We start from the raw sequence: 21,059 nt of genomic DNA on the forward strand, positions 1-21,059 counted from the left end.
CATGACCAACCGTCTGCTCACCCACCTGCGGCACGTCGACCTGGCCGTGCCGGACTATGACAAGCAGCTCGACTTCTACGCCGGCGTCTGGGGCCTGACCAAGGTCGCCGAAGACTCCGGCATCTCCTTCCTGGCCGCCGAGGGCTCTCCCGAGCAGTACATCGTCCGGCTCCGCAAGGCCGATGAGAAGCGCCTCGACCTCATCTCCTACGGCGCGGCGAACCCCGCCGACGTGGACACGCTCGCCGAGCAACTCCTCGCGGGCGGAGTGCAGTTGATCTCCCAGCCGGGCAAGGTCGATACCCCCGGCGGCGGCTACGGCTTCCGCTTCTTCGACCTCGACGGCCGCACCATCGAGGTCTCGGCCGACGTCGAGGCGCGCCGGCACCGTCGTGTCGAGGAGAAGGAGTCCATCCCCGTCCGTCTCTCGCACGTCGTCCTGAACTCCACCGACATCAACGGCACCCGCGCCTGGTACGAGCGGCACCTCGGCTTCCGGCTGTCCGACACGATGAGCATTCCGCACATGGGCGAGATCATGCACTTCATGCGGATCAGCAACCAGCACCACTCCATGGCCATCGCCAGCGGTCCGCACACCTCCCTGCAGCACCTCTCCTTCGAGCTGCGCGGCGTCGACGAGTACATGCGCGGCTCCGGCCGCGTGATGCGCTCCGGCGCCCCCAAAATCTGGGGCCCCGGGCGGCACATGGCGGGCGACAACACCTTCACGTACTTCCTCGACCCGCACGGCAACACCGTGGAGTACACCACCGAGCTCGAAATGCTGGACGAGGACACCTGGCACCCGCACGTCTACGACCTGACGAAGCCCGAGAACGCCGACCAGTGGGGCACGTCCAACCCGATGAACGAGATGGTCGTCAAGGAAATGCAGAACGACGTCGACCGCGGCGTCTTCGTCGCTCCGCCGGTCTGATCCCTCGGCTCCGGGGGCTCGGCGTACTCCCCCGCCCTGCCATGGCGCCGGGCCCCCGGCCTGTGTCAACTCACCCAGCTCCTGAGGAATGCCATGCGTTTCGCCACTTATGAGCAGCACGGCCGCAGCCGTCTCGCCACCGTCGAGGACGACGGCGTCCTCTACCCCTGTCCCGGCCGAGCCTCGCTTCTCGATCTGATCCAGGCCGGTCCCGAGGCACTGCGCGAGGCGGGCAACGCAAGCCTGGACGTGCCGCGCGGCCCTCATGTCTCACAGGTGCGCTTGCTGCCGCCGCTCCAGTCGCCGTCCATACGCGACTTCGTCACGTTCGAGGAGCACGTCGAGGGTGTACGCCGCAGCATCGACGGCATCTCGGGCGCCCCGGACGCCTGGTACGACGCGCCCACCTTCTACTTCACCAACCCCTACGCCGTCATCGGCCCGAGTGACCCCGTCCCCGTGCCGCCCGGCTGTCAGGCACTGGACTTTGAACTCGAAGTCGCCGCGGTCATCGGCCGCGAGGGCCGCGACCTCACCCCCGAGCAGGCCCGCGACCACATCATCGGCTACACCGTCTACAACGACTGGTCCGCACGCGACCTCCAGTCCCGCGAGATGCAGGTCGGCCTCGGCCCCTGCAAGGGCAAGGACACCGCCACCACCCTCGGCCCCCACCTCGTCACCGCCGACGAACTGGAGCCGTACCGCGACGGCGACGGATTCCTGCGCCTGGCGCTGACCGCCGAGATCAACGGGGAGGTCGTCGGCAAGGACCTGCTGTCCAACATGAGCTGGACCTTCGAGGAGATGACCGCCTACGCCTCCAGGGGCACCTACGTACGCCCCGGCGATGTACTCGGCTCCGGCACCTGCGGCAACGGCGGCTGCCTCGCCGAGCTCTGGGGCCTACGCGGCCGCCAGGACCCGCCGCCGCTCAAGCCCGGCGACACCGTCACCCTCACCGTCGAGGGCATCGGCACCGTCTCCAACACCGTGGTTCCCGGTGCCGAACCGGTGGCCCTCCCTCGCGCCCGCACGCGCCCGCGAACACGCCCGTGAGCCACGCGGCGGAGAGCTCCACGAGGCAGGGCGCTGTGGCTGGGCTATTCCGTCAGCGTGTCCATCGCCCGGTCGAGCAGCACGGCAAGGGGGACGGTGCCCTCACAGGCCACCCAGCCCGTCGCGGCCGCGTCCAGACAGGCGAGCGCGGCCCCGGAGAGCGCGTTCGGCCCGACCTCCTCCGGCTGGTCGGGGCTGACACCCAGCCGCCGGGCGATCTCCGGCTCCAGCATCGCCTGCCAGCTGAGCTGCTTCTCGAAGTGCCGGGCCCGCAGTGACGGAGTCTCCTGGAGCATGCGCAGATAGCTGAGCGTCTGCTCGGGTGCCGCCTCGTTCATCTGCGTGAGCACGTCGAACGCCCTGCGCAGCGCCTCCCAGGGACGCTCGGTGTCGGGGCGGGCGGCGAACCCCTCCGCGATCTGACGGCCGGTCTCCTCCAGGCCCTGCAGGACCATGTCCTCCTTGGTGCCGAAGTACCGGAACAGGCTGGCACGCGACAGCCCGACCTCACCGGCGATCTGGTCCACGGTCGTCCGGTCGAATCCCTGCTCGATGAAGAGCCGGAGCGCGACCTCGACAACTTCCTTCCGGACCGTCGCGCGCATGCGTTCCCGCAGGCCGGGCGGTTTGGCTGCGGACTGGCCGGAGGTGCGGGCGGAGTCGGTCATGAGGAAAGAGTACAACGGCGACTCAATCTGATACTGAGCATCAGAACGCGGCCTTCCTGAGATCACACTGTCCCTGCCGGCCGACCGACTGGACGGCCACCGGTCGCGGAAGAGGAGGACGACGGCCCCGCGCCTCCCCTGTCGACCCTTCCCGTCACCTTGAACGGGAAGGGTCGACAGGGCACCTGACCCCGGGCACTTCGAAAGCCGCGACCGGCCTCAGGTCACCGACCCGCCTCTCCATGCCTGCGGGCCGCCGTCCGAGCCGTCCACCTCGCCACCGCACGGCTCACGCGTCGCGTCGCCGTGTGCGGTTTCAGGCCGCGGCGCCTTCGGCCTCGGCGGAGACCGCCGCCCACTCCTCCCAGGTCTTCAGCCGCTCGGCGTAGACCTGGGGGACGAGGTGGAGGGGGGCTGTGCCGAAGAAGACGCGCAGCGGGGGGTTGTCCGCGTCGACGATCTTCAGCAGGGCCGGGCCGGTGCCGGCCGGGTCGCCGGTCTTGACGTCGCCCCAGGCGGCGGCCACGGCCGCGCGCAGGTCGTCGTAGGCGGGAAGCTGCCCGGCGAAGGTGGCGGAAGCGCCGGCCCAGTCCGTCTCGAAGCCGCCGGGCTCCACGAGGGTGACCTTGATGCCGAATCCGGCGACCTCCTGGGCGAGGGCCTCGGTCAGGCCCTCCAGGGCCCACTTGGAGGCGTTGTAACCGCCCAGGTTGGGGAAGGAGACGACGCCGCCGACCGTGGAGATCTGCACGATGTGTCCGCTGCCCTGGGCCCGCAGGAGGGGCAGGGCGGCCTGGGTGACCCACAGGGCGCCGTAGAAGTTGGTCTCCATCTGGTCGCGGACCTGCTGCTCCGTCAGCTCCTCGACCGCGCCGAACAGGCCGTAGCCGGCGTTGTTGACAATCACGTCCAGGCGGCCGAAGTGCTCGTGCGCCCGATTGACGGCCTCGTACGCGGCGGCCTTGTCGGTGACGTCCAGCTTCAGCGGCAGGATCGCGGCGCCGTGGGCGGCCACCAGGTCCGCCAGGGATTCGGTGTTGCGGGCGGTGGCCGCGACCTTGTCGCCGCGCTCCAGGGCCGCCTGGACGAACTGGCGGCCGAAGCCGCGCGAGGAACCGGTGACGAACCAGATCTTGCTCATGAGGACACTCCTGCTCGAAACGAACTTTCGGTACGAGACTCTAGACCGTCTTGAGACTGAGTATCAAGTAGTTCCTCTGTAGTTTCTTGAGCATGAGTAACACCGCGCTGGAGGACGCCGGCCGCCGGATCGCCCCCGCACTACTCGCGTCGGGGAACCGCCGCGTGCGCGACGCCGTTGACAGCTCCGACACGCGTACGTAACTTCCACTAGAACGATCCTTCTAGCGATGGAGGCCCTATGCCTGAGACGGCTTCGGTCGCCGTTGCCATCCCGGAAACCCGGCTCACGGCGACCCCCTCCATCCTGAACAAGGCGTTCGCGGTCCTGAACGCCTTCGACCAGAACCACCGCCGCATGCCCCTGGCCGAGGTCGCCCGGCGCAGCGCACTGCCGAAGTCGACGGTCCACCGGGTGCTGGGCATGCTGACCCAGCTCGGCGCCGTGGTACGTGAGGGCGACCGCTACCGCATGGGCCTGTCGATGTTCCAGCTCGGGTCCTGTTCCCCCGAGGTGGCCCTGCGGGACGTGGCTCTGCCGCACATGGAGGCCCTGCACCGGGCCACCGGCCAGACCCTCCACCTCGCCGTACTCCAGGGAGCGGACGTGATCTACCTGGAGAAGCTGCGCAGCCGCTCGGCCCTGCCGTTGCCCACCGTTGTCGGCGGAAGCCTGCCCGCCCATCTCACCGGAGTCGGCAAGGTACTGCTGGCGCACGCCGGCGCGGCGGAACGCGACGCTGTGCTGAGCGGAGCCCTGCGTGGCAGAACCTCGCAGTCCGTGGTCGATCCGGTGGTGCTGCGGCGTGAGCTGCGCCGGATCGAAGGCGAGGGCGTCGCCAAGGACCGGAGCGAGGCGGTCGAAGGGCTCAGCTGCATCGCGGCACCGCTGCGTCTCGGCAGCCAGGTCGTAGCAGCCCTGTCGGTGGCGTTCCCGGCGGCCTCGGGACAGGGTGACGTCCTGATCAGACCGCTGCGGGAAACGGCTGCCGCCGTGTCCAGGTCGCTGACACACGCGTCGGGGTGCCTGTGACGGCCCGACCCGTCAGCTCGATGGCCTCCGGTTCGAGGACAATACGCGCATGACACAAGAGGCCGGAGCGTCGTCCAAGCAGGTGTTCCTCGACGCGGCGGAGGAGTTGCTCGCCCGGCGCGGTTATGCCGCGATGTCGATCTCCGCGGTGTGCAAGGCGGCCGGCCTGCCGGTCGGATCTCTCTACTGGCATTTCAAGAACAAGGCCGACCTGGCGGTCGGTGTACTCCGGCACGGCACCGAGCGCTTCTTCGACGCTCTGCCCACGGAGACCGCCCTCGACGGTTCGCCTCGCGAGCGGCTGGAGAGCTACTACATGCGGGCGGCCGAGGTCTTCGAGCGGTTCCCCAGGTACCTGCGGGTGTACCTCCTGCTGCGCCTGCAGGAACACGACGACCTCGACGTGCGCTCGGAGACGCGGCGCATCCACGAGATCCTCGTGGACCGCATCGCCGGGGTGATCGAACCCGTCGCCCGTGACGCGGGTCTCGCCGACGCCGCGGTGGTCGCTCGAGATCTGGCCGCGATGACGCTCGACATCACCGACGGCGCCATTGTGGCCCGCACGTCGGTGAGCCAGGACTACGTCACCAGCCTGCGGCGCGCCCTGGACGCCGTCCTCGCGGTGATCGGCCGGTGCGAGGACCTCAGCTCCCGCGCATGACGCCGGCTGTCCGGCCCGCGGACCGCACGGCCCGCAACGTTAAGGAAGGTCCGGGTGGTCGCGGTCCCCGCGTTCCGACCACCGGGACGACAACTGCCCGCGTTCCGGCGGCCGGAACGTCCGCGTGCCGAGACCGCCGAGGGTTCCTAGCTTTCTGCCGTCCGGCACGGAGCGGAGGAACACATGTGGGGCAGTACAGAGCATCACGTGATCGTCGGGGGCAGCGCGGCGGGCGTCGCCGCGGCACTCGCCCTGCGCGACCACGGGTTCGCCGGAAAGGTGACCGTGGTCGACGCGGGTGCCGAACTCCCTTACGAGCGCCCGCCGTTGTCCAAGGCGCTCACCGGTACGGAGTCGCGCTTCGTCGTACCCATCGTGCCGGCCGAGGTCTACGCCGAGCGGGATGTCGGCCTCCTGCTGGGCACGCGTGTGCTGGCCCTCGAACCCGCGCGCCGCCTCGTCGTGCTGGACGACGGCCGCGCACTGCGGGCCGACCGCGTGCTCCTGGCGACGGGGGCCAAGGCACTGCTGCCGGGAATCCCCGGGGCCCGCCTGCCCGGCGTGCTCACCCTGCGCGATGTGCACGACGCGCGGCAACTGGCCGACCGGCTCGCGGACGGTGGCCCCGTGGTGGTGGTCGGCGGGGGATTCATCGGCCTGGAGGTCGCCGCGGTGGCCCGGGATGCGGGGGCGGAGGTCACCGTCGTCGAACAGGCGCCCCGACCGCTGGAGCGCCCTCTGGGACCGGACCTGGCCGGACGGGTGACCGGCCTGCACACGCGCCGCGGCGTCCGTGTCCGCACCGGGGTGTCGGTCCTGGAGTTCACGGGGAGCGGCGAGGTCGACGGCGTCCGGCTGACCACGGGCGAGGTGCTGCCCGCGGCGACCGTGGTGGTGGGGGTGGGGGTGCGCCCGGACACCGGCCTCGCCGAGCGTGCCGGTGTCGTGTGCGACCGGGGTGTGGTCGTCGACCGGCGGTGCCGCACCAGCGATCCGTGGATCCTCGCCGCCGGCGACGTCACGTGCCAGCCGAACCCCCACCTGCCCGCCCCCGGACGCGTCGAGCACTGGGACAACGCGCAGAGGCAGGGCGCCGTCGCCGGGGCCGTCATGGCGGGGGCGGCGGATCAGGAGCACACCGGCCTGCCGTACTTCTACTCGGAGCAGTTCGGCCACACCCTGCAGATGTACGGCCGCTTCGCCGAAGGTGACACCTTCGTGCTGCGCGAGGACGCCACGGACACCGCCTTCCTCGGCTTCTGGCTCCGTGACGGCCGTGTCACCGCCGCGGCGGCCCTGGACCGGCCGAAGGACCTGCGGACCGTCCGGCCGCTCATCGAGACCGGCGCTCCGGTGGCGGCGGACCTTTCCTCGCCGGACACGAACCTGCGTGCGCTCGTGAAGTCCGCGAAAGCGTTCAAACCACTGGAACGATCGCTCGCGTCCGATGCCGGTGCCGTCTGAGACTTCCTTCCACGCATCACACGAAGGAGCACCACCGATGCCTTGGATCCGTGCCTGCGCGGGGGGCGAACTGGAGGAGGGCGACGCGGTCGTCGTCCCCTCCCAGCCGCCCGTCGCCGTGTTCCACACCGACGGCGAGTACTACGCCACCGCGGACACCTGCACCCATGGCCGATTCTCCCTGGCCGACGGCTTCGTCGAGGAGGCCGTCGTGGAGTGCGCACTGCACTCCGCCAAGTTCTGCCTGCGCACGGGCAGGGCACTGACCCTGCCCGCCACCGAACCGCTGCGTACCTTCCCCGTCCGCGTCGAGGACGGCGAGGTGTACGTGGAGATCGACGACGCAATGATCAAGGAGCCCGTCTCATGAGTGAAGTCATCGCTCTCGCCTACGTCGGGATCGAGGCGACCGACGTCGACGCGTGGCGCACGTTCGCCACCGCCACCCTCGGCCTGCAGGCCGTGGACGGACCCGACGGCGCGCTGCGGCTGAGAGCCGACGAGCGCGCGTACCGCGCGGAGATCCGCCGGGCTGACGCCGACGGCCTCTCCCACCTCGGCCTGGAGGTGCGCGACGCGGCGGCCCTGTCCGAGCTCACCGAGAAGCTGGAGAGGAACGGTGTGGCCGTCAAGCGCGACCAGACCGAGCTCGCCGCCCGGCGTCAGGTCACCGACCTGATCGTCGTCGAGGACCCCGCGGGCACCACCGTGGAGATCTTCTACGGCCAGATGTACGGCGAGACCGCCTTCGTGTCCCCCACAGGCGCCCGGTTCATCACCCACGGCACGAAGGGCCTCGGCTTCGGCCACGCCTTCTTCCTCGTCCCCGACATGGAGGCCGCGCTCGCCTTCTACACCGGGCTGCTGGGCTTCCGTGTCAGCGACCGGATGCCCGAGGGCCCGAGCGACGCCTACTTCCTGCGCTGCAACCCCCGCCACCACAGCATCGGGCTGGCCTCGGTGCCCGGCATGGGAGCGCGTCTGCTGCACATCATGTTCGAGGTCGACGACCTCGACGCGGTGGGCCGCGCCTACGACAAGTGCCGCGACGGTGCCGCGACGCTGGTCAACACCCTCGGCCGGCACTCCAACGACGAGATGCTCTCCTTCTACGTCCGCACCCCCTCCGGTTTCGACCTCGAATACGGCTGTTTCGGCCTCCAGATCGACGAGGACGGCTGGGAGGCCGTGGAGCACCGCTACCCCGTCGAGAGCTGGTGGGGTCACAAGCGCACCCCGGACAACGTCCGCGGCCCCGAGCCCGGTTGGCAGTACTGACCCCCGCACCGGAGACCGAAAGGCCCGTCATGGCTCGCCACTTGCAGTTGAAGGAACCGGTCACCGAGCGGCCGTTGGAGGAATGGGGCACGATCGCGGCGGAGCTCGCCGGATGCCAGGTCCGCTTCGTGGACGGCGAACGGTGGCGCCACCGTGTCATCGAGGCCGGGTCCGACGGCCCGCCGCTGCTCATGTACCACGGCATCGGCGGGCACGCGGAGACCTTCGCCCGCAATCTGCGGGCCCTGTCCGAGCACTTCCACGTCTACGCCGTGGACGCCCGCTTCCACGGCTTCTCCTCCAAGGACGACCTCGATGTCCCCCGGATGTACGACCAGCTCGCGGACGGCGTCATCGACCTGATCGACGCCCTCGGTTACCGCAGCGTGTTCTACGAGGGCGAGTCCATGGGGGCGCAGCTCGGCGTCAACCTGGCCCTGCACCACCCGGAACGCTTCGACCGGATGGTCCTCAACGCGGGGTTCTACCTCAACCGCCCCGACCGCGAGGGATTCGCGCCGGCCACCCGCGGGGCGTCGAACCTGGGTCAGCTCTCCGCGCTGGCCGTCACCGAACCCACCACCGAGAACCTCGGCAACCGGCTGCGGTGGCTGGTCTCCCGGCCCGACCGGATGACCGACGACATGGTCTCGGTCCGCCGGCGGATCTACTCCGACCCCGAGGTCAACCGGTCGCTGCGCGGCATCTTCAACCTCGACGGAGGCGGCACCTTCGGACCCCACCTCTACGAACTGCCGTACACCCACGACGACCTGAAGTCCTGGCGCCCCGAGACGCTGGTGGTCTGGGGTGAGCACAACCCGGGCCACGGCCCCGACTACGGCGAGTACTGGGCCGACGTGATCGGCGCCGACTTCTATCCCTTCGCGGACGCGGGCCACTGGCCGCAGTGGGAGAAGCCCGACGAGTTCAACGCGGTGCTCACCCGGTTCCTCACGCGCTGAACGGCGCACCCTCCCGATCCACCCACACGCACACCGAACGGAGACGGCATGAGTCTGCAACGCGGCAGGGCTTTCGCCGATGACGCCGAGACACTGATCGACCGGTCCATCTTCTCCGACCCCGCCCTGCACCGGCAGGAGCTGGCCCGGGTCTTCGCCCGCAGCTGGCTGTTCCTCGCCCACGAGAGCCAGTTCACCAAGCCCGGTGACTTCTTCACCACCTACATGGGCGCCGACCCGGTCATCGTCAGCCGGCAGCGGGACGGGTCGCACAAGGCGGTGCTCAACTCCTGCCGTCACCGCGGCATGCGGGTGTGCCGTTACGACTCCGGCAACGCCAAGGCGTTCACCTGCCCGTACCACGGCTGGTCCTACGGCACCGACGGGGCGCTGCTGAGCGTTCCCGAGGAGGAGGCCGCCTACGGCGACGGGCTGGACCACTCCGCCTGGGGTCTGGCGGTGGTGCCGCGCGTGGAGACCTACAAGGGGCTCGTGTTCGGCACGTGGGACACCGAGATCCCGCCGTTGGCCGAGTACCTCGGCGGCTTCACGTACTACCTCGACGTGCTCGTCGACCTCGACGACGAGGGCGCCACGGCCGCCGCCGGCGTCCACAAGTGGCGCATGCGTGGCAACTGGAAGTTCGGGGCCGAGCAGTTCGCCGGCGACATGTACCACGCCTACTCCACGCACCTGTCCTCCATGATCGCGGAGGCGCCCAACAGCAAGGGCATCCGTCCGCCCGAGGAGGGCTTCCAGGTCGGTCTTCCCGGCGGCCACGGCCTGGGCGGCTACCCGGGTTACCCCTACTGGCACGCGCAGGGCTTCTCCGCCGAGGTGGAGGACTGGATCGGGAGCATGCTGGAGCGCGCCGCCGAGCGCCTCGGGCCCGCCCGCGCCACGGGTGCCGTCCTCATCCACGGCACCGCCTTCCCGAACCTGTCCCTGCTGTGGAACCGCTGGACCCTGCGGGTCTGGCACCCCAAGGGCCCCGACGCCATGGAGGTGCACTCCTGGGCGATCCTGCCGAAGAGCGCCCCGCCCGCAGTGCGCCGGGCGCTGCTCCTCGACTACCAGCGGCACTTCAGCGCGTCCGGCACCTGGGAACAGGACGACGCCGAGCAGTGGAACTACAGCGCCAACGGCAGCGACGGCTTCGTCACCGCGTCGCTGCCCCTGCACTACGGGATGGGGACCGGCCGGGAACCGAACAAGAACTTCCCGGAGTTCCCCGGGACCGTCGACGCCGTGTACAGCGAGATCAACCAGCGGCACTTCTACCGGCGCTGGTCCGAGCTGATGGCCGTGCCGCACCCGGCCGAAGAGGCCGCCTCTGGGGCCTCCTCCTCCGGAAGCCTCACCTCCGGAACTTTCGCCTCGGAGACCCCCGCATCCGAAACCCCCGCTCCCCAAACCCCCGTCACCGAGTCCGCGAAGGCGGTGATCGCATGACCGCCCTGCTGCCCGAGACCGCATCCGGCATCACCGTGGAGCGGCTCCTGCTCCAGTACGAAGTCGAACAGTTCCTCTACCGCGAGGCGGACCTGCTGGGCCGGCACGACTACGACGCCTGGCTGGCACTGTTCACCGACGATCTCCGGTACTACATGCCGATCCGGCGCAACCACTCCTCCCGGGACCCGGAGACCGTCGAACACGACGACGCCCTCGCCCTGATCGACGACGACAAGCCCTTCCTCGCGGAGCGGATCGCCAAGATCGCCACCGGCAAGGCGTGGGCCGACGACCCGCTGCCCCGGGTGCGGCATCTGCTCACGAACGTCGTCATCGGCGAGGAGGACGCCAGGGCCGGGGAGTTCACGGTCACCTCGTACCTCCTCATCGTCCGCAACCGCCTGGAGGACGAGCAGGACTCCTTCGCCTGCGGCCGCACCGACCGCTTCCGGCGCACTCCGGACGGCCTGCGGATCAGCCGGCGCCGGATCATCCTCGACCAGTCGGTGATCCTCAGCAAGAACATGAGCGTGATGTTCTGATGAGCGCGCACACCGGCTGGGTGGAGGACCAGGTCGTCGCCGTGACCGGCGCCGGCTCGGGACTGGGCCGGGCCCTGGTCGACGGCCTCGTCGAGGAGGGCGCCCGCGTCGTCGTCCTGGAGCGCTCCCCGGCCAAGGCCGAGGCGCTGCGCTCGGACTTCGGGCCGGAGCGGGTGCGGGTGGTCGAGGGCGACGCCACGCTCCTCGCCGACAACCGCGAGACGGTCGCCGCCGCGCTGGACGCCTTCGGCCGGCTCGACTGCTTCGTCGCCAACGCCGGGTTGTGGGACTTCTCCGTCCGCCTGGCGGACCTGCCCGACGACGCGATCTCCGCCGCCTTCGACGAGGTGTACGCCCTCAACGTCAAGGCGCCGCTGCTGGGCGCGAAGGCCGCGCTCGAGGCCCTGCGCGCGACGAACGGCTCGCTGGTCGTCACGCTGTCGAACGCCGCCCTGTACCCGGGCGGCGGAGGCAGCCTGTACGTGTCGTCCAAGCACGCCGGCCTCGGACTCGTCCGGCAACTGGCCTATGAGCTGACTCCCGACGTGCGGGTGAACGCCGTGGCCCCCGGCGGGATGTCGACCGACCTGCGGGGCCCCGCCGCCCTGAACTACGCGGACACGCCGCTGAGTTCCCTGCCCATGGACGACATCATGGAGAAGCACGGACCTCTGCGCCGGGCCCCCAGACCGCAGGACTACGTCGGCGCCTTCCTCCTCCTGGCCTCCCGCCGCTACGGCGCCATGTCCACCGGCACGGTCGTGGACGTGGCCGCGGGACGCGGTATCGCGCTCAGTCTGCACGAGAACTGAGCAACCGCCCGGGCCGCCCCGCCTCCCCCATCGGCGGGGCGGCCCGGGCCCACACCACCCCCAGCGCACCCCCTTCCGGAGACACCCATGCGTTCTGCCCACCCGCCGCGGCGGCGGCGATGACCGACGCCGACATCCGCAAGGCAGCGGACACCCTCTTCGACGCCGAGCAGTCCGGCACTCCCTGTCCCCCCGTACGCGACCTGTTCACCGAGGGTGACGTGGCGTCGGCGTACGCCGTCCAGCGACTGAACATCGAGCGGCGGATGCGGGAGGGCCGCCGTGTCGTGGGCCGCAAGATCGGTCTCACGTCAACCGCCGTTCAGACCCAACTCGGCGTCGCCCAGCCCGACTTCGGAGCGCTGCTGGCGGACATGGCGGTGCCGGACGGCGGTACGGTTCCGGCGGGACGCCTGCTCCAGCCCAAGGTGGAGGCGGAGATCGCGCTGGTCCTCGGCCGCGACCTGGCGCACCCGCGGACCACCGTCGCCGACGTGATCCGGGCCGTCGACTTCGCGCTGCCCGCCCTGGAGATCGTCGACAGTCGTATCGCCGGCTGGGACATCAGCCTGGTGGACACGGTCGCCGACAACGCCTCATCGGGCCTGTTCGTCCTCGGCACCGCGCCGGTCCCGCTGACCTCGGTGGACCTGCGAACCGTCCGGATGACCCTCCTCAGGGACGGCGATCCGGTCTCCGAGGGCACCGGCCGGGACTGCCTCGACGGTCCGCTCAACGCGGCCGTCTGGCTGGCGTCGACCCTGGCCGCCATGGGCGACCCACTGCGCGAGGGCGACATCGTCCTGACCGGAGCACTGGGCCCCATGGCCGTGGCGGCGCCAGGCAGTTTCTTCGAAGCCCGCATCTCCGGTCTGGGCGGTGTCCGGGTCGGCTTCGCGCCGGACCAGGCACGGGACGACGTACCGGCCGAAGCACCGGCCGACGCCCAGGCTGACAAGGAGAGCGAACAGTGAGCACGACACCCCCGTCCGCCCGCACCAAGGTCGCCGTCATCGGCTCGGGCAACATCGGCACCGACCTGATGATCAAGATCCTGCGGTTGTCGGAGGACCTGGAGATCGTCGCGATGGCCGGCATCGACCCCGACTCGGACGGCCTGGCCCGCGCCCGTCGTCTGAAGGTCGCCACCACGCACGAGGGAATCGACGGCCTGGTGGCGATGGACGAGTTCGCCGACGTCCGTATCGTCTTCGACGCGACCTCCGCCGGAGCCCACCGCCGCCACGACGAGGTCCTGCGCGCGCACGGCCGCAGGGTCGTCGACCTCACCCCGGCCGCGCTCGGCCCCTACGTCGTCCCGCCGGTCAACGCCGACGCCCACCTCCACGCGCCCAACGTCAACATGGTGACGTGCGGCGGACAGGCGACCATCCCGGTCGTCGCCGCGGTCGACTCCGTCACTCCCGTGCACTACGGCGAGATCGTCGCCTCCATCGCCTCCCGCTCCGCAGGGCCCGGTACCCGTGCCAACATCGACGAGTTCACGGAGACCACCGCGTCCGCGATCGAGAAGGTGGGTGGCGCGGCCCGCGGCAAGGCGGTGATCGTCCTCAACCCGGCCGAGCCTCCGCTGATCATGCGGGACACCGTCCACTGCCTCGTCGGCGACTGCGACGACGCGGCGGTGGCCGCCTCCGTCGAGTCGATGGTGGCGGGTGTGCGGACATACGTGCCGGGCTACCGGCTCAAGCAGAAGGTGCAGTTCGACCGGGTCGCCGCCGACGACCCGCTGCGCGGCCTGCTACCGCCGGACACGGAAGGCGGCGCCGTGAAGGTGTCGGTCTTCCTGGAGGTGGAGGGCGCCGCCCACTACCTGCCCGCCTACGCCGGGAACCTGGACATCATGACCTCGGCCGCGCTGCGCACCGCGGAACGTATGGCCGCCCACGTCTCCCCCGAGGCGGTGACCGCGTGACCCCGACTCTGTACGTGCAGGACGTGACCCTGCGGGACGGCATGCACGCCGTCCGGCACCGCTACACCGTCGAGCAGGCCCGTACCATCGCCTCCGCACTGGACGCGGCCGGCGTGGCGGCGATCGAGATCGCACACGGTGACGGGCTCGCCGGCTCCAGCATCACCTACGGCGTCGGCGCCCACAGCGACTGGGAGTGGATCGAGGCCGTGGTGGGCGCCGTACGCCAGGCCGTCCCGACCACCCTGCTGCTGCCCGGCATCGGCACCCTGCACGACCTGAAGCGGTCCCACTCTCTCGGCATCCGCTCGGTGCGCGTGGCCACCCACTGCACCGAAGCCGACATCTCCGCCCAGCACATCGCCGCGGCCCGCGAGATGGGCATGGACGTGGCGGGCTTCCTGATGATGTCTCACCTGGCCGATCCAGCCGAACTGGCCCGCCAGGCCAAGCTGATGGAGTCCTACGGCGCCCATTGCGTGTACGTCACCGACTCCGGGGGCCGCCTCACCATGGACGGCGTACGCGACCGTCTGCACGCCTACCGCGACCTCCTCGACCCGGCCACCGAACTCGGCATCCACGCCCACCACAACCTGGCCCTCGGCGTCGCCAACACCGTCGTCGCCGTCGAGAACGGGGTGACGCGTGTGGACGCCTCCCTGGCCGGGCAGGGCGCGGGCGCCGGCAACTGCCCGCTGGAGGCGTTCATCGCGGTCGCCGACCTGATGGGCTTCAAACACGGCTGCGACCTGTTCCCGCTCATGGACGCCGCCGACGACCTGGTCCGTCCGCTCCAGGACCGGGACGTGCGCGTCGACCGGGAAACGCTGACCCTCGGCTACGCGGGCGTCTATTCGAGTTTCCTGCGCCACGCCGAAACCGCCTCTCAGCGGTACGGAGTCGACACCCGTGCCCTCCTCGTCGAGGTCGGCCGCCGCGGGATGGTCGGGGGCCAGGAAGACATGATCACCGACATCGCTCTCGACCTGCTCGACGGCAGCCGAGCCTGACGGCACCACGGCCGCCGCCCGCCGCGCAAGGTGCTTGTATTCGTCCACTGGATTCAGATCATCCAAGGAATCGATTTCCCAGATCGGATGTCACGGGCCAGATTGGTGGCACCGCAATCGGGAGGACCTCTCTTCCCGTCATCGCCGTATGGAAGGACCCGTGAAATGACCCGGATCGTGGTCGACTTCGACCGCTGCGAGGGCCACGGGCTGTGTGAGCAGACCGCGCCCGAGGTGTTCCGGCTCGACGACGAGGGCGAGTTGCACCTGACAAGTGACGAGGTGGACGCGGAACACGAGAGTGTCGTCGCGGCCGCCGTTCGGGTGTGTCCCGTCGCGGCGTTGAAGGTGCGGCCGTGAGGCGGATCGTCGTGGTCGGTGGGTCCATCGCCGCGGTCACGGCGGCGCAGAGCCTGCGCACCGAGGGCTTCGACGGCCAGGTGACCGTGCACCGAGAGCAACGGCGGCACCATCGACGGGCTCCAGTGATGTCGGCAGCGCACCTACCACGGGCCCGCAGCGGCGAGGAGCGATGTCTGGAAGCGGGTCACCGGCTGGTGACCGGCAAGTTCATCGCGCGCAGTGACCGATGCCGCTGACAGGGAAGCAGCGCTGGGGCGCGAACTCGGACTCGATCCAGTCGAGAAGGACATCCGCGCTCGGACCGCAGCGCACATGATGCACGCCATCCGGTGATGGAGCGAAAGCGGGCGACCGACGTGCCCGGCGCGGTTCGGGGCAACCGGCTGAGCCTGACTGCCGGCACCGGACTCACCAGGGCTCAGAAGGCAGAACCGGTGTGCTTTCCCGCAGGACGACGTTCGTGGCGATCGGTACGATCCGCGAAGCGTCGTCGCCGGAGAGCGCGACTTCCATCGCGCGGAGCCCGACCTGCCGAAGAGGAACGTTGACGGAGGTCAGCTCCGGGACGACGTCCACCGCTGGGCCGATGTCGTCGAAGCCGGCGACGGCGATGTCCCGGCCGGGGACAAGCCCGGCGTCGCGGAATGCGGTCATCGCACCGATCGCCATGACGTCGCTGACCGCGAAGACGAGTTCCGTGCCGTCCAGTCCCTGCCGGACGAGTTCCCGGGCCGCCGCACCACCCCCTCGGCGGCTGAACTCGGCTTCGACCACGAACCGCTCGTCGACGCCGAGGTTGAACTCGCGCAGACCGTCCACGAAGCCATCGCACCGGTCACGGGACGTCCTGAGCCCGGCGTCTGCGCGTACCACCGCGAACCGCCGGTAGCCGAGGCCCACCAGCGCGCGGGCCAGCTGTCGAGCGCCACCGTAGTTGTCGATGGACACGGTGCGGAAAGGCAGGTCGTGCTGACTGATCAGGACCACGCTACCGCCCGCCTCCCGGTAGGCGTCGAGCTCTTCGAGGAGAGCGTCGCGGGTGTCCGTGCCATCGATGCGACTGCCGGTCAGGATGATGGCACGGGGCCGCATGCCGCGCAGCGTGCTGACGATCTGGAGTTCACGCTCAGGGGAGCGGTCCGCCACGGCCATGGTCACGATGAGTCCGGCAGCCTCCGCTACCTGTGTCACCCCCGCCGCGATGGAGGAGAAGTACGGGTCGTCGACACCGCTGACGACCAACGCGGCGATGTTCGTCGAGCCCCGCGCGATCGCTTGCGCGGAGAGGTGCGGCTCGTAGTCCAGTTCCGCGGCTGCGGCGAGCACACGGTCGACGTTCGCCTGCCGGACGTTGCGAACGCTGCCGTTGAGTACCCGCGACGCCGTCGCCTGTGAGACGCCCGCCGACCGCGCCACGTCACGCAGGGTCACCTGACGCTCCCCGGATACGGCCTCCCCGTGACGCCGTGCAGGCGCTGCCGATCCATCTTCCATGCCGCACATTGTGCACCGAGCCGCACAGCGCCCGGAAGTCGCGGAGTGACTACGGAGGGTAACTTCGTGGGCCGACCGCTCACTACGCGCCCATGCCCGGCGGACCCCGTCCGGGGCCAACGCGACCACCGTCCGACGGGACGCCGTTTCCGGAGCCGGTCACCGGCACTCGGTCCCCGTATCGGCGGCCTGGCCGGGGCTATCCTCGGGTAGCGTCGACGACGGCTCGTTTTCGTGGTGCGGGAGGGACGGCACGATGCCCCATTCAGCGAGGCCGACCGTCACCCTGCGCGACGTGGCGGCGGCCGCCGGAGTGTCGGTCCCGACCGCATCACGCGTGCTGGGCGGGAGTTCCCGGACGGTCGCGGAGGAATATCGGCAGCGGGTCCTCTCCGCCGCAGCCGCGTTGCGCTACACCGTGGACGCCTCCGCCCGGGCGATGCGGCGCGCGAACGACTCGATCGCGGTCGTCGGCGACGACCTCACGACCCCGTCGATGGGAATGGTCGCCGCGGCGATGGAACGGCGGGCACGCGACGCCGGGGCGTTCGTGACCGTCTCGTCGACCCACGGCACCGCCGAGCGGCAGCTCGAAACCGTCCGGGTGCAGCGTGCTCTGCGGCCGCGTGCGCTCATTCTGACCTCAAGCCGCCTCGATACGAAGGCCCTCGGCGGGCGCCTGCTCGACGAGTTGCTCGGCTACGAACGCGAGGGCGGCCGGGTAGTGATCGTCGGCGACACCGATATGCCGTTCGACTCCATCAGCTTCGACAATCACGGTCCCGCGAAGGAACTGGCCGCCCACATCGCGGGGGTGGGGCACCGGCACGTGACGATCCTTGCCGGCGCGCGTGGGCAGGGGAACGTCTCCGCCCGTACCGCGGGCTTCATGGCCGGGCTCCGCGACGGCGGCGTCGAGGCGCGGCACATCCGGATCGCGCACTGTGCGGTGAGCCGCCAAGGAGGGGCCGATGCGGCGCGACGTCTGGTCGCCGAGGGGCTGGAGCCGCCCCACGCGGTTCTCGCCGCCAACGACACCATCGCCATCGGCGCGATGTCCGCCTTTCGGAATGCCGGGGTGGCGGTGCCGGACGACGTATCGGTGACCGGTTTCGACGACATCGAGCTCGCGACCGACGTGACACCGCGACTGACGACCGTGTCATTGCCGCTGGTCCAGGCAGGTACCGAGGCGGTCCGCCTCGCGCTCGCGGAACGTGCGCAAGGAGAGGATCTGATGATGCGCGGGCAGGTCGTGGTGCGGGACAGCACGGCGATCCGCGTCGCCTGAACTGCCCGGGAGCCGATCACTCCACGCTCCGGCCGAGCACACCGCACCTACGGTCACCAGAACCTGAGGCGCCGAAGACGCGTTGTCGGGCGCTGACCCGCCGCTTGACGCCTTCGATCACGGACGGGCACTGCGCGGAATGCGATTTCCGACGCAGGAACGGCGCCGTGGAAGCGAGCATGCAGCAACGGCGGCTACCTCACCCTCACAGGCGTGAGCAGCGGCAACGCGACGGGAGCCTTGATCCGGCCCGACACAGCCGCATGGGTGTGCCCTCACCTTCCGGCAAGGGCCTCCGCGATGCCGACGCGTTCATCCGCTCGAAACCTTGACGCACTCGAGTCCCGCTGGGCACACTGCGCGGAATACGTTTTCCCACTGCGGCCACAAGGGCAGGCATGCAGATTCTCTACGGCCGACCTCCCCTCCGGGGGGGCACTGCGACACGGGAAGCGCGGCTCTCGGAGCAGCCGCTGCCGGTGAGCCCCCGACGGGGGATGTCAGGCAGGACCGCGCCCGTGCCGGGCACCCGTTGTCCCGTCCACCGCACAGTTCCGAACTGCCCGCGCCCCGAGCCGTTACGCGATGTCCCGGCTGGAGGCGTCACGACAGGAGTCAGTACCTCACCACCACAGACGACAAGAAGAGGACCATGACCGGCAACCGAAGACTTGTGTCACAAGCGACAGCCGCCGCACTGTGCGCGCTGGCAGTCGTGCTCGCGTCGATCGTGCTCATCCCCGCGCAGCGGGCCTTCGCCGCGGGCACCACGTACTACGTGAGCGCGGGTGGCAACGACAGCAACGCCGGAACCAGCACCAGCGTGCCCTGGCGCTCGCTGAGCAAGGTGAACGCGAAGACATTCCAGCCCGGCGACACCATCCGCTTCGAGGCCGGTGACAGCTGGGCCGGTCAGCTGTGGCCGAAGGGGTCGGGCTCCGACGGCGCCCCGATCACCATCGACAGCTACGGTTCGGGCACCAAGCCGAAGATCGCCGGTCAGGGCACGGTCGGCGACGCCGTGCGGTTGTACAACCAGGAGTACTGGGAGATCCGCAACCTCGACGTGTCGAACGCGGTACCCACGGGCACGACGGACGGTTCGAAGCTCGGCGACTTCCGTGGCATCGGCGTACACGGTGACAACGGCCAGACCCTGCACCACTTCGTGATCGACTCGGTCGACGTGCACGATGTCACCGGCGAGGTCAAGTGGGTCGGCGGCAGCAGTACCGGCAACAAGCCGGGCATCACCTTCGTGCAGGGCTGGGACCGCTCGAAGAACACGGGTGGCATCGCCTTCCTCACCGGTGTCCAGGACATCACCGCGCCCGGCGCCCCCACGTTGCTCGACGGCATCACCGTGCAGAACTCCACCATCAAGAACACCTCGTTCAACGGGATCGTCACGAAGCAGTACGCCGGTGACGCGCCCGGCGCCGTGTACACCGGCTGGGGCAAACGCGAGACGGCCAGCGACTCCAAGTGGAAGCCTTACACCAACGTCACGTTCCGCGGTAACTACATCACGCAGGCGAACACCCCCTTCGGCTGCAACGGCATCTACATCACCGGCGTCAAGGGCGCACTCGTCGAAGGCAACGTGATCGACCGGGTCGGTGTCTCCGGCGTCGAGACCAATATGGCCGACAGCGTCACCGTCCAGCACAACGAGATCATGGGTACCCACCTCTCGTCGGGCGGTGCCGACCAGAACGCCCTGGACCCCGACATCGGCACCACCAACCAACTGTTCCAGTACAACTACCTCCACGACAACGGCGACGGCATCCTGCTGTGCGCGTGCAACTCCGCGGTCAAGTTCGGCAGCGTGGTGATCCGCTACAACGTCATCACCGGCAGCAAGCGGTGGAACATCCACATGTCGCAGCAGACCGGCTCGGTGGCACACGTCTACAACAACACCTTCGCCAACACCGATTCGCCGACCATGGTGAGCGGCGGTGTCGGCGGCAAGGTGACGTTCACCGACAACCTGTTCATCTCCGGAAATGCCGCACCTGAGTTCAGGCAACAGTCGAGCATCGTCTACAACAACAACGGGTACTCGTCCAACCTGACGACTCGGCCCTCGTCCGACGTGAACGCCGTGGTCGGCGCTCCGCAGTTCGTGAACGCCGGCGTCACGGGGCCCTACGGTGACGAGAACGGCACGAGACTCGCCACGGCGGCGAACTTCGCGCTCCAGTCAGGGTCGGTCTTCGCCGACTCCGGTGCCACGATCACCGGCAACGGCGGCCTCGACTACTCCGGGGCGACCGTACCGATCGGGAACGGTCCGGAGATCGGTGCCCTCGAACGCGGCGCGCCCAACATCGCGTTCACGGACACCTTCGACGGCCTGGCGACCGGGGCGCTCGCCAACGGGACCAACGGATGGCGGGTCATCTCGACCAACAACGACGTCTCCGTGGTGGGGACACCGTCCGCCACCGACAAGAGCGCCCGGCTGACCCGCACCATCGAAGGCGGCGGCACCGACGGGACCAACCTCGCCCGGCTCTTCAGCACCCCGCTGCAGGGCGTGGTGACCATCGACGCGCAGGTGATGCGCAACGACACGCAGGCCGGCTGGTTCGGGCTGCCCTACCTGTACAACGCCAGCGGCGCCCCCGTCGTCAGCGTCGCGTTCGCGCGCGGTGAGATCCACGCGTACGAGGGAACCACGGACCGTGTGATCGGCACGTACACCACTGGCAAGTGGTACCCGGTGAAGCTCACCGTGGACACCGTGAACCAGCGCTTCGACCTGGACATCGACGGCCGGCGCGTGCTGAACGACGCGGCGTTCCGCACCTCGATGCCGGGGATCGCGAAGGTCGCGTGGTACTCGAACGGAGGCGAGCGCGGGGCCGTGCACGTGGACGACGTCCGCATCTCCCGCGGTACCGAATTCGGCCAGTGACAGCCAGGTCCAATGG

Annotated in this window: 21 protein-coding genes; 18 read left to right on the forward strand and 3 right to left on the reverse strand. The window is 69.8% G+C overall.

All coding sequences use genetic code 11. From position 1 onward, the window contains the following. The first annotated feature begins 1 nt into the window (after position 1). Both P1P75_RS09360 and P1P75_RS09365 read left to right on the forward strand, forming a co-directional pair. Positions 2-940 carry a VOC family protein gene (locus P1P75_RS09360; RefSeq protein ID WP_319253434.1) on the forward strand — a complete coding sequence of 313 codons (939 nt, stop codon included), beginning with the start codon at positions 2-4 and terminating at the stop codon, positions 938-940. A gap of 93 nt (positions 941-1,033) precedes the next feature. Continuing rightward, positions 1,034-1,999, forward strand: a complete 966-nt coding sequence (locus P1P75_RS09365) for a fumarylacetoacetate hydrolase family protein (RefSeq protein WP_319253436.1) — start codon at positions 1,034-1,036, stop codon at positions 1,997-1,999. Positions 2,000-2,043: 44 nt separating this feature from the next. Here P1P75_RS09365 and P1P75_RS09370 read toward each other — a convergent pair whose 3' ends face one another. Continuing rightward, positions 2,044-2,667, reverse strand: a complete 624-nt coding sequence (locus tag P1P75_RS09370) for a TetR family transcriptional regulator (protein WP_319253438.1) — start codon at positions 2,665-2,667, stop codon at positions 2,044-2,046. 316 nt (positions 2,668-2,983) lie between these two features. Next, complete coding sequence (locus P1P75_RS09375; RefSeq protein WP_319253440.1) at positions 2,984-3,808, reverse strand: SDR family oxidoreductase; 825 nt, start codon at positions 3,806-3,808, stop codon at positions 2,984-2,986. A 240-nt stretch (positions 3,809-4,048) separates the two neighbouring features. Here P1P75_RS09375 and P1P75_RS09380 point away from each other — a divergent pair, with 240 nt between their 5' ends. From P1P75_RS09380 to P1P75_RS09445, 14 genes are all read left to right on the forward strand, one after another. After that, the gene (locus P1P75_RS09380; RefSeq protein ID WP_319253441.1) at positions 4,049-4,840 is read left to right on the forward strand and encodes an IclR family transcriptional regulator; all 792 of its coding nucleotides are present in this window, start codon (positions 4,049-4,051) and stop codon (positions 4,838-4,840) included. A 49-nt stretch (positions 4,841-4,889) separates the two neighbouring features. Beyond that, positions 4,890-5,504, forward strand: a complete 615-nt coding sequence (locus P1P75_RS09385) for a TetR/AcrR family transcriptional regulator (protein WP_319253443.1) — start codon at positions 4,890-4,892, stop codon at positions 5,502-5,504. Positions 5,505-5,687: 183 nt separating this feature from the next. Then, on the forward strand, positions 5,688-6,968 hold the full coding sequence (locus P1P75_RS09390; protein ID WP_319253445.1) for an FAD-dependent oxidoreductase: 1,281 nt from the start codon (positions 5,688-5,690) through the stop codon (positions 6,966-6,968). A 37-nt stretch (positions 6,969-7,005) separates the two neighbouring features. Further along, positions 7,006-7,338 (forward strand): bifunctional 3-phenylpropionate/cinnamic acid dioxygenase ferredoxin subunit, encoded by a 333-nt coding sequence (locus tag P1P75_RS09395; RefSeq protein ID WP_319253447.1) that lies wholly within the window; start codon positions 7,006-7,008, stop codon positions 7,336-7,338. Beyond that, positions 7,335-8,246 carry a VOC family protein gene (locus P1P75_RS09400; RefSeq protein WP_319253449.1) on the forward strand — a complete coding sequence of 304 codons (912 nt, stop codon included), beginning with the start codon at positions 7,335-7,337 and terminating at the stop codon, positions 8,244-8,246. The genes P1P75_RS09395 and P1P75_RS09400 overlap by 4 nt, the downstream gene beginning before the upstream one ends. A gap of 29 nt (positions 8,247-8,275) precedes the next feature. After that, on the forward strand, positions 8,276-9,211 hold the full coding sequence (locus P1P75_RS09405; RefSeq protein WP_319253451.1) for an alpha/beta hydrolase: 936 nt from the start codon (positions 8,276-8,278) through the stop codon (positions 9,209-9,211). Positions 9,212-9,259: 48 nt separating this feature from the next. Beyond that, entirely contained in the window at positions 9,260-10,663 is a 1,404-nt protein-coding gene (locus P1P75_RS09410) for an aromatic ring-hydroxylating dioxygenase subunit alpha (RefSeq protein ID WP_319253452.1), read from the forward strand. Beyond that, complete coding sequence (locus tag P1P75_RS09415; RefSeq protein WP_319253454.1) at positions 10,660-11,208, forward strand: 3-phenylpropionate/cinnamic acid dioxygenase subunit beta; 549 nt, start codon at positions 10,660-10,662, stop codon at positions 11,206-11,208. Before P1P75_RS09410 ends, P1P75_RS09415 begins: the two co-directional genes overlap by 4 nt. Next, positions 11,208-12,020: a 3-(cis-5,6-dihydroxycyclohexa-1,3-dien-1-yl)propanoate dehydrogenase gene (hcaB, locus tag P1P75_RS09420; protein WP_319253456.1), complete on the forward strand. Its 813-nt coding sequence runs from the start codon at positions 11,208-11,210 to the stop codon at positions 12,018-12,020. Before P1P75_RS09415 ends, hcaB begins: the two co-directional genes overlap by 1 nt. 119 nt (positions 12,021-12,139) lie before the next feature. Further along, positions 12,140-12,994, forward strand: coding sequence for a fumarylacetoacetate hydrolase family protein (locus tag P1P75_RS09425; RefSeq protein ID WP_319253458.1), 855 nt, complete (start codon positions 12,140-12,142; stop codon positions 12,992-12,994). After that, positions 12,991-13,956 carry an acetaldehyde dehydrogenase (acetylating) gene (locus P1P75_RS09430; RefSeq protein ID WP_319253460.1) on the forward strand — a complete coding sequence of 322 codons (966 nt, stop codon included), beginning with the start codon at positions 12,991-12,993 and terminating at the stop codon, positions 13,954-13,956. Before P1P75_RS09425 ends, P1P75_RS09430 begins: the two co-directional genes overlap by 4 nt. Then, the gene (dmpG, locus tag P1P75_RS09435) at positions 13,953-14,969 is read left to right on the forward strand and encodes a 4-hydroxy-2-oxovalerate aldolase (RefSeq protein WP_319253462.1); all 1,017 of its coding nucleotides are present in this window, start codon (positions 13,953-13,955) and stop codon (positions 14,967-14,969) included. Before P1P75_RS09430 ends, dmpG begins: the two co-directional genes overlap by 4 nt. A 165-nt stretch (positions 14,970-15,134) precedes the next feature. Then, a complete protein-coding gene (locus tag P1P75_RS09440) occupies positions 15,135-15,329 on the forward strand; it encodes a ferredoxin (RefSeq protein ID WP_319253464.1) in 195 nt (64 codons plus the stop codon). Next, on the forward strand, positions 15,326-15,568 hold the full coding sequence (locus tag P1P75_RS09445) for a hypothetical protein (protein ID WP_319253466.1): 243 nt from the start codon (positions 15,326-15,328) through the stop codon (positions 15,566-15,568). The genes P1P75_RS09440 and P1P75_RS09445 overlap by 4 nt, the downstream gene beginning before the upstream one ends. Before the next feature lie 172 nt (positions 15,569-15,740). Here the strand turns inward: P1P75_RS09445 and P1P75_RS09450 are convergent, their stop codons facing one another. Continuing rightward, positions 15,741-16,763: a LacI family DNA-binding transcriptional regulator gene (locus tag P1P75_RS09450; protein ID WP_319253468.1), complete on the reverse strand. Its 1,023-nt coding sequence runs from the start codon at positions 16,761-16,763 to the stop codon at positions 15,741-15,743. A gap of 358 nt (positions 16,764-17,121) precedes the next feature. On the opposite strand from P1P75_RS09450, the gene P1P75_RS09455 reads away from it, so the two are divergent. Together P1P75_RS09455 and P1P75_RS09460 are read left to right on the forward strand one after the other, a co-directional pair. Next, positions 17,122-18,117, forward strand: coding sequence for a LacI family DNA-binding transcriptional regulator (locus P1P75_RS09455; protein ID WP_319253470.1), 996 nt, complete (start codon positions 17,122-17,124; stop codon positions 18,115-18,117). 652 nt (positions 18,118-18,769) lie between these two features. Continuing rightward, a complete protein-coding gene (locus tag P1P75_RS09460) occupies positions 18,770-21,043 on the forward strand; it encodes a right-handed parallel beta-helix repeat-containing protein (protein WP_319253473.1) in 2,274 nt (757 codons plus the stop codon). The last annotated feature ends 16 nt before the right edge of the window (positions 21,044-21,059 follow it).

The sequence above is a fragment of the Streptomyces sp. ID05-39B genome (assembly GCF_033794725.1).
In the GTDB taxonomy this organism is placed as follows: Bacteria; Actinomycetota; Actinomycetes; order Streptomycetales; family Streptomycetaceae; genus Streptomyces; species Streptomyces bobili.

Bases quoted from the DNA above. Each gene is read 5' to 3' on its own strand.
- P1P75_RS09360 (WP_319253434.1), top strand. From the start codon at position 2: ATGACCAACCGTCTGCTCACCCACCTGCGGCACGTCGACCTGGCCGTG.
- P1P75_RS09365 (WP_319253436.1), top strand. From the start codon at position 1,034: ATGCGTTTCGCCACTTATGAGCAGCACGGCCGCAGCCGTCTCGCCACC.
- P1P75_RS09370 (WP_319253438.1), bottom strand. From the start codon at position 2,667: ATGACCGACTCCGCCCGCACCTCCGGCCAGTCCGCAGCCAAACCGCCC.
- P1P75_RS09375 (WP_319253440.1), bottom strand. From the start codon at position 3,808: ATGAGCAAGATCTGGTTCGTCACCGGTTCCTCGCGCGGCTTCGGCCGC.
- P1P75_RS09380 (WP_319253441.1), top strand. From the start codon at position 4,049: ATGCCTGAGACGGCTTCGGTCGCCGTTGCCATCCCGGAAACCCGGCTC.
- P1P75_RS09385 (WP_319253443.1), top strand. From the start codon at position 4,890: ATGACACAAGAGGCCGGAGCGTCGTCCAAGCAGGTGTTCCTCGACGCG.
- P1P75_RS09390 (WP_319253445.1), top strand. From the start codon at position 5,688: ATGTGGGGCAGTACAGAGCATCACGTGATCGTCGGGGGCAGCGCGGCG.
- P1P75_RS09395 (WP_319253447.1), top strand. From the start codon at position 7,006: ATGCCTTGGATCCGTGCCTGCGCGGGGGGCGAACTGGAGGAGGGCGAC.
- P1P75_RS09400 (WP_319253449.1), top strand. From the start codon at position 7,335: ATGAGTGAAGTCATCGCTCTCGCCTACGTCGGGATCGAGGCGACCGAC.
- P1P75_RS09405 (WP_319253451.1), top strand. From the start codon at position 8,276: ATGGCTCGCCACTTGCAGTTGAAGGAACCGGTCACCGAGCGGCCGTTG.
- P1P75_RS09410 (WP_319253452.1), top strand. From the start codon at position 9,260: ATGAGTCTGCAACGCGGCAGGGCTTTCGCCGATGACGCCGAGACACTG.
- P1P75_RS09415 (WP_319253454.1), top strand. From the start codon at position 10,660: ATGACCGCCCTGCTGCCCGAGACCGCATCCGGCATCACCGTGGAGCGG.
- hcaB (WP_319253456.1), top strand. From the start codon at position 11,208: ATGAGCGCGCACACCGGCTGGGTGGAGGACCAGGTCGTCGCCGTGACC.
- P1P75_RS09425 (WP_319253458.1), top strand. From the start codon at position 12,140: ATGACCGACGCCGACATCCGCAAGGCAGCGGACACCCTCTTCGACGCC.
- P1P75_RS09440 (WP_319253464.1), top strand. From the start codon at position 15,135: ATGACCCGGATCGTGGTCGACTTCGACCGCTGCGAGGGCCACGGGCTG.
- P1P75_RS09460 (WP_319253473.1), top strand. From the start codon at position 18,770: ATGACCGGCAACCGAAGACTTGTGTCACAAGCGACAGCCGCCGCACTG.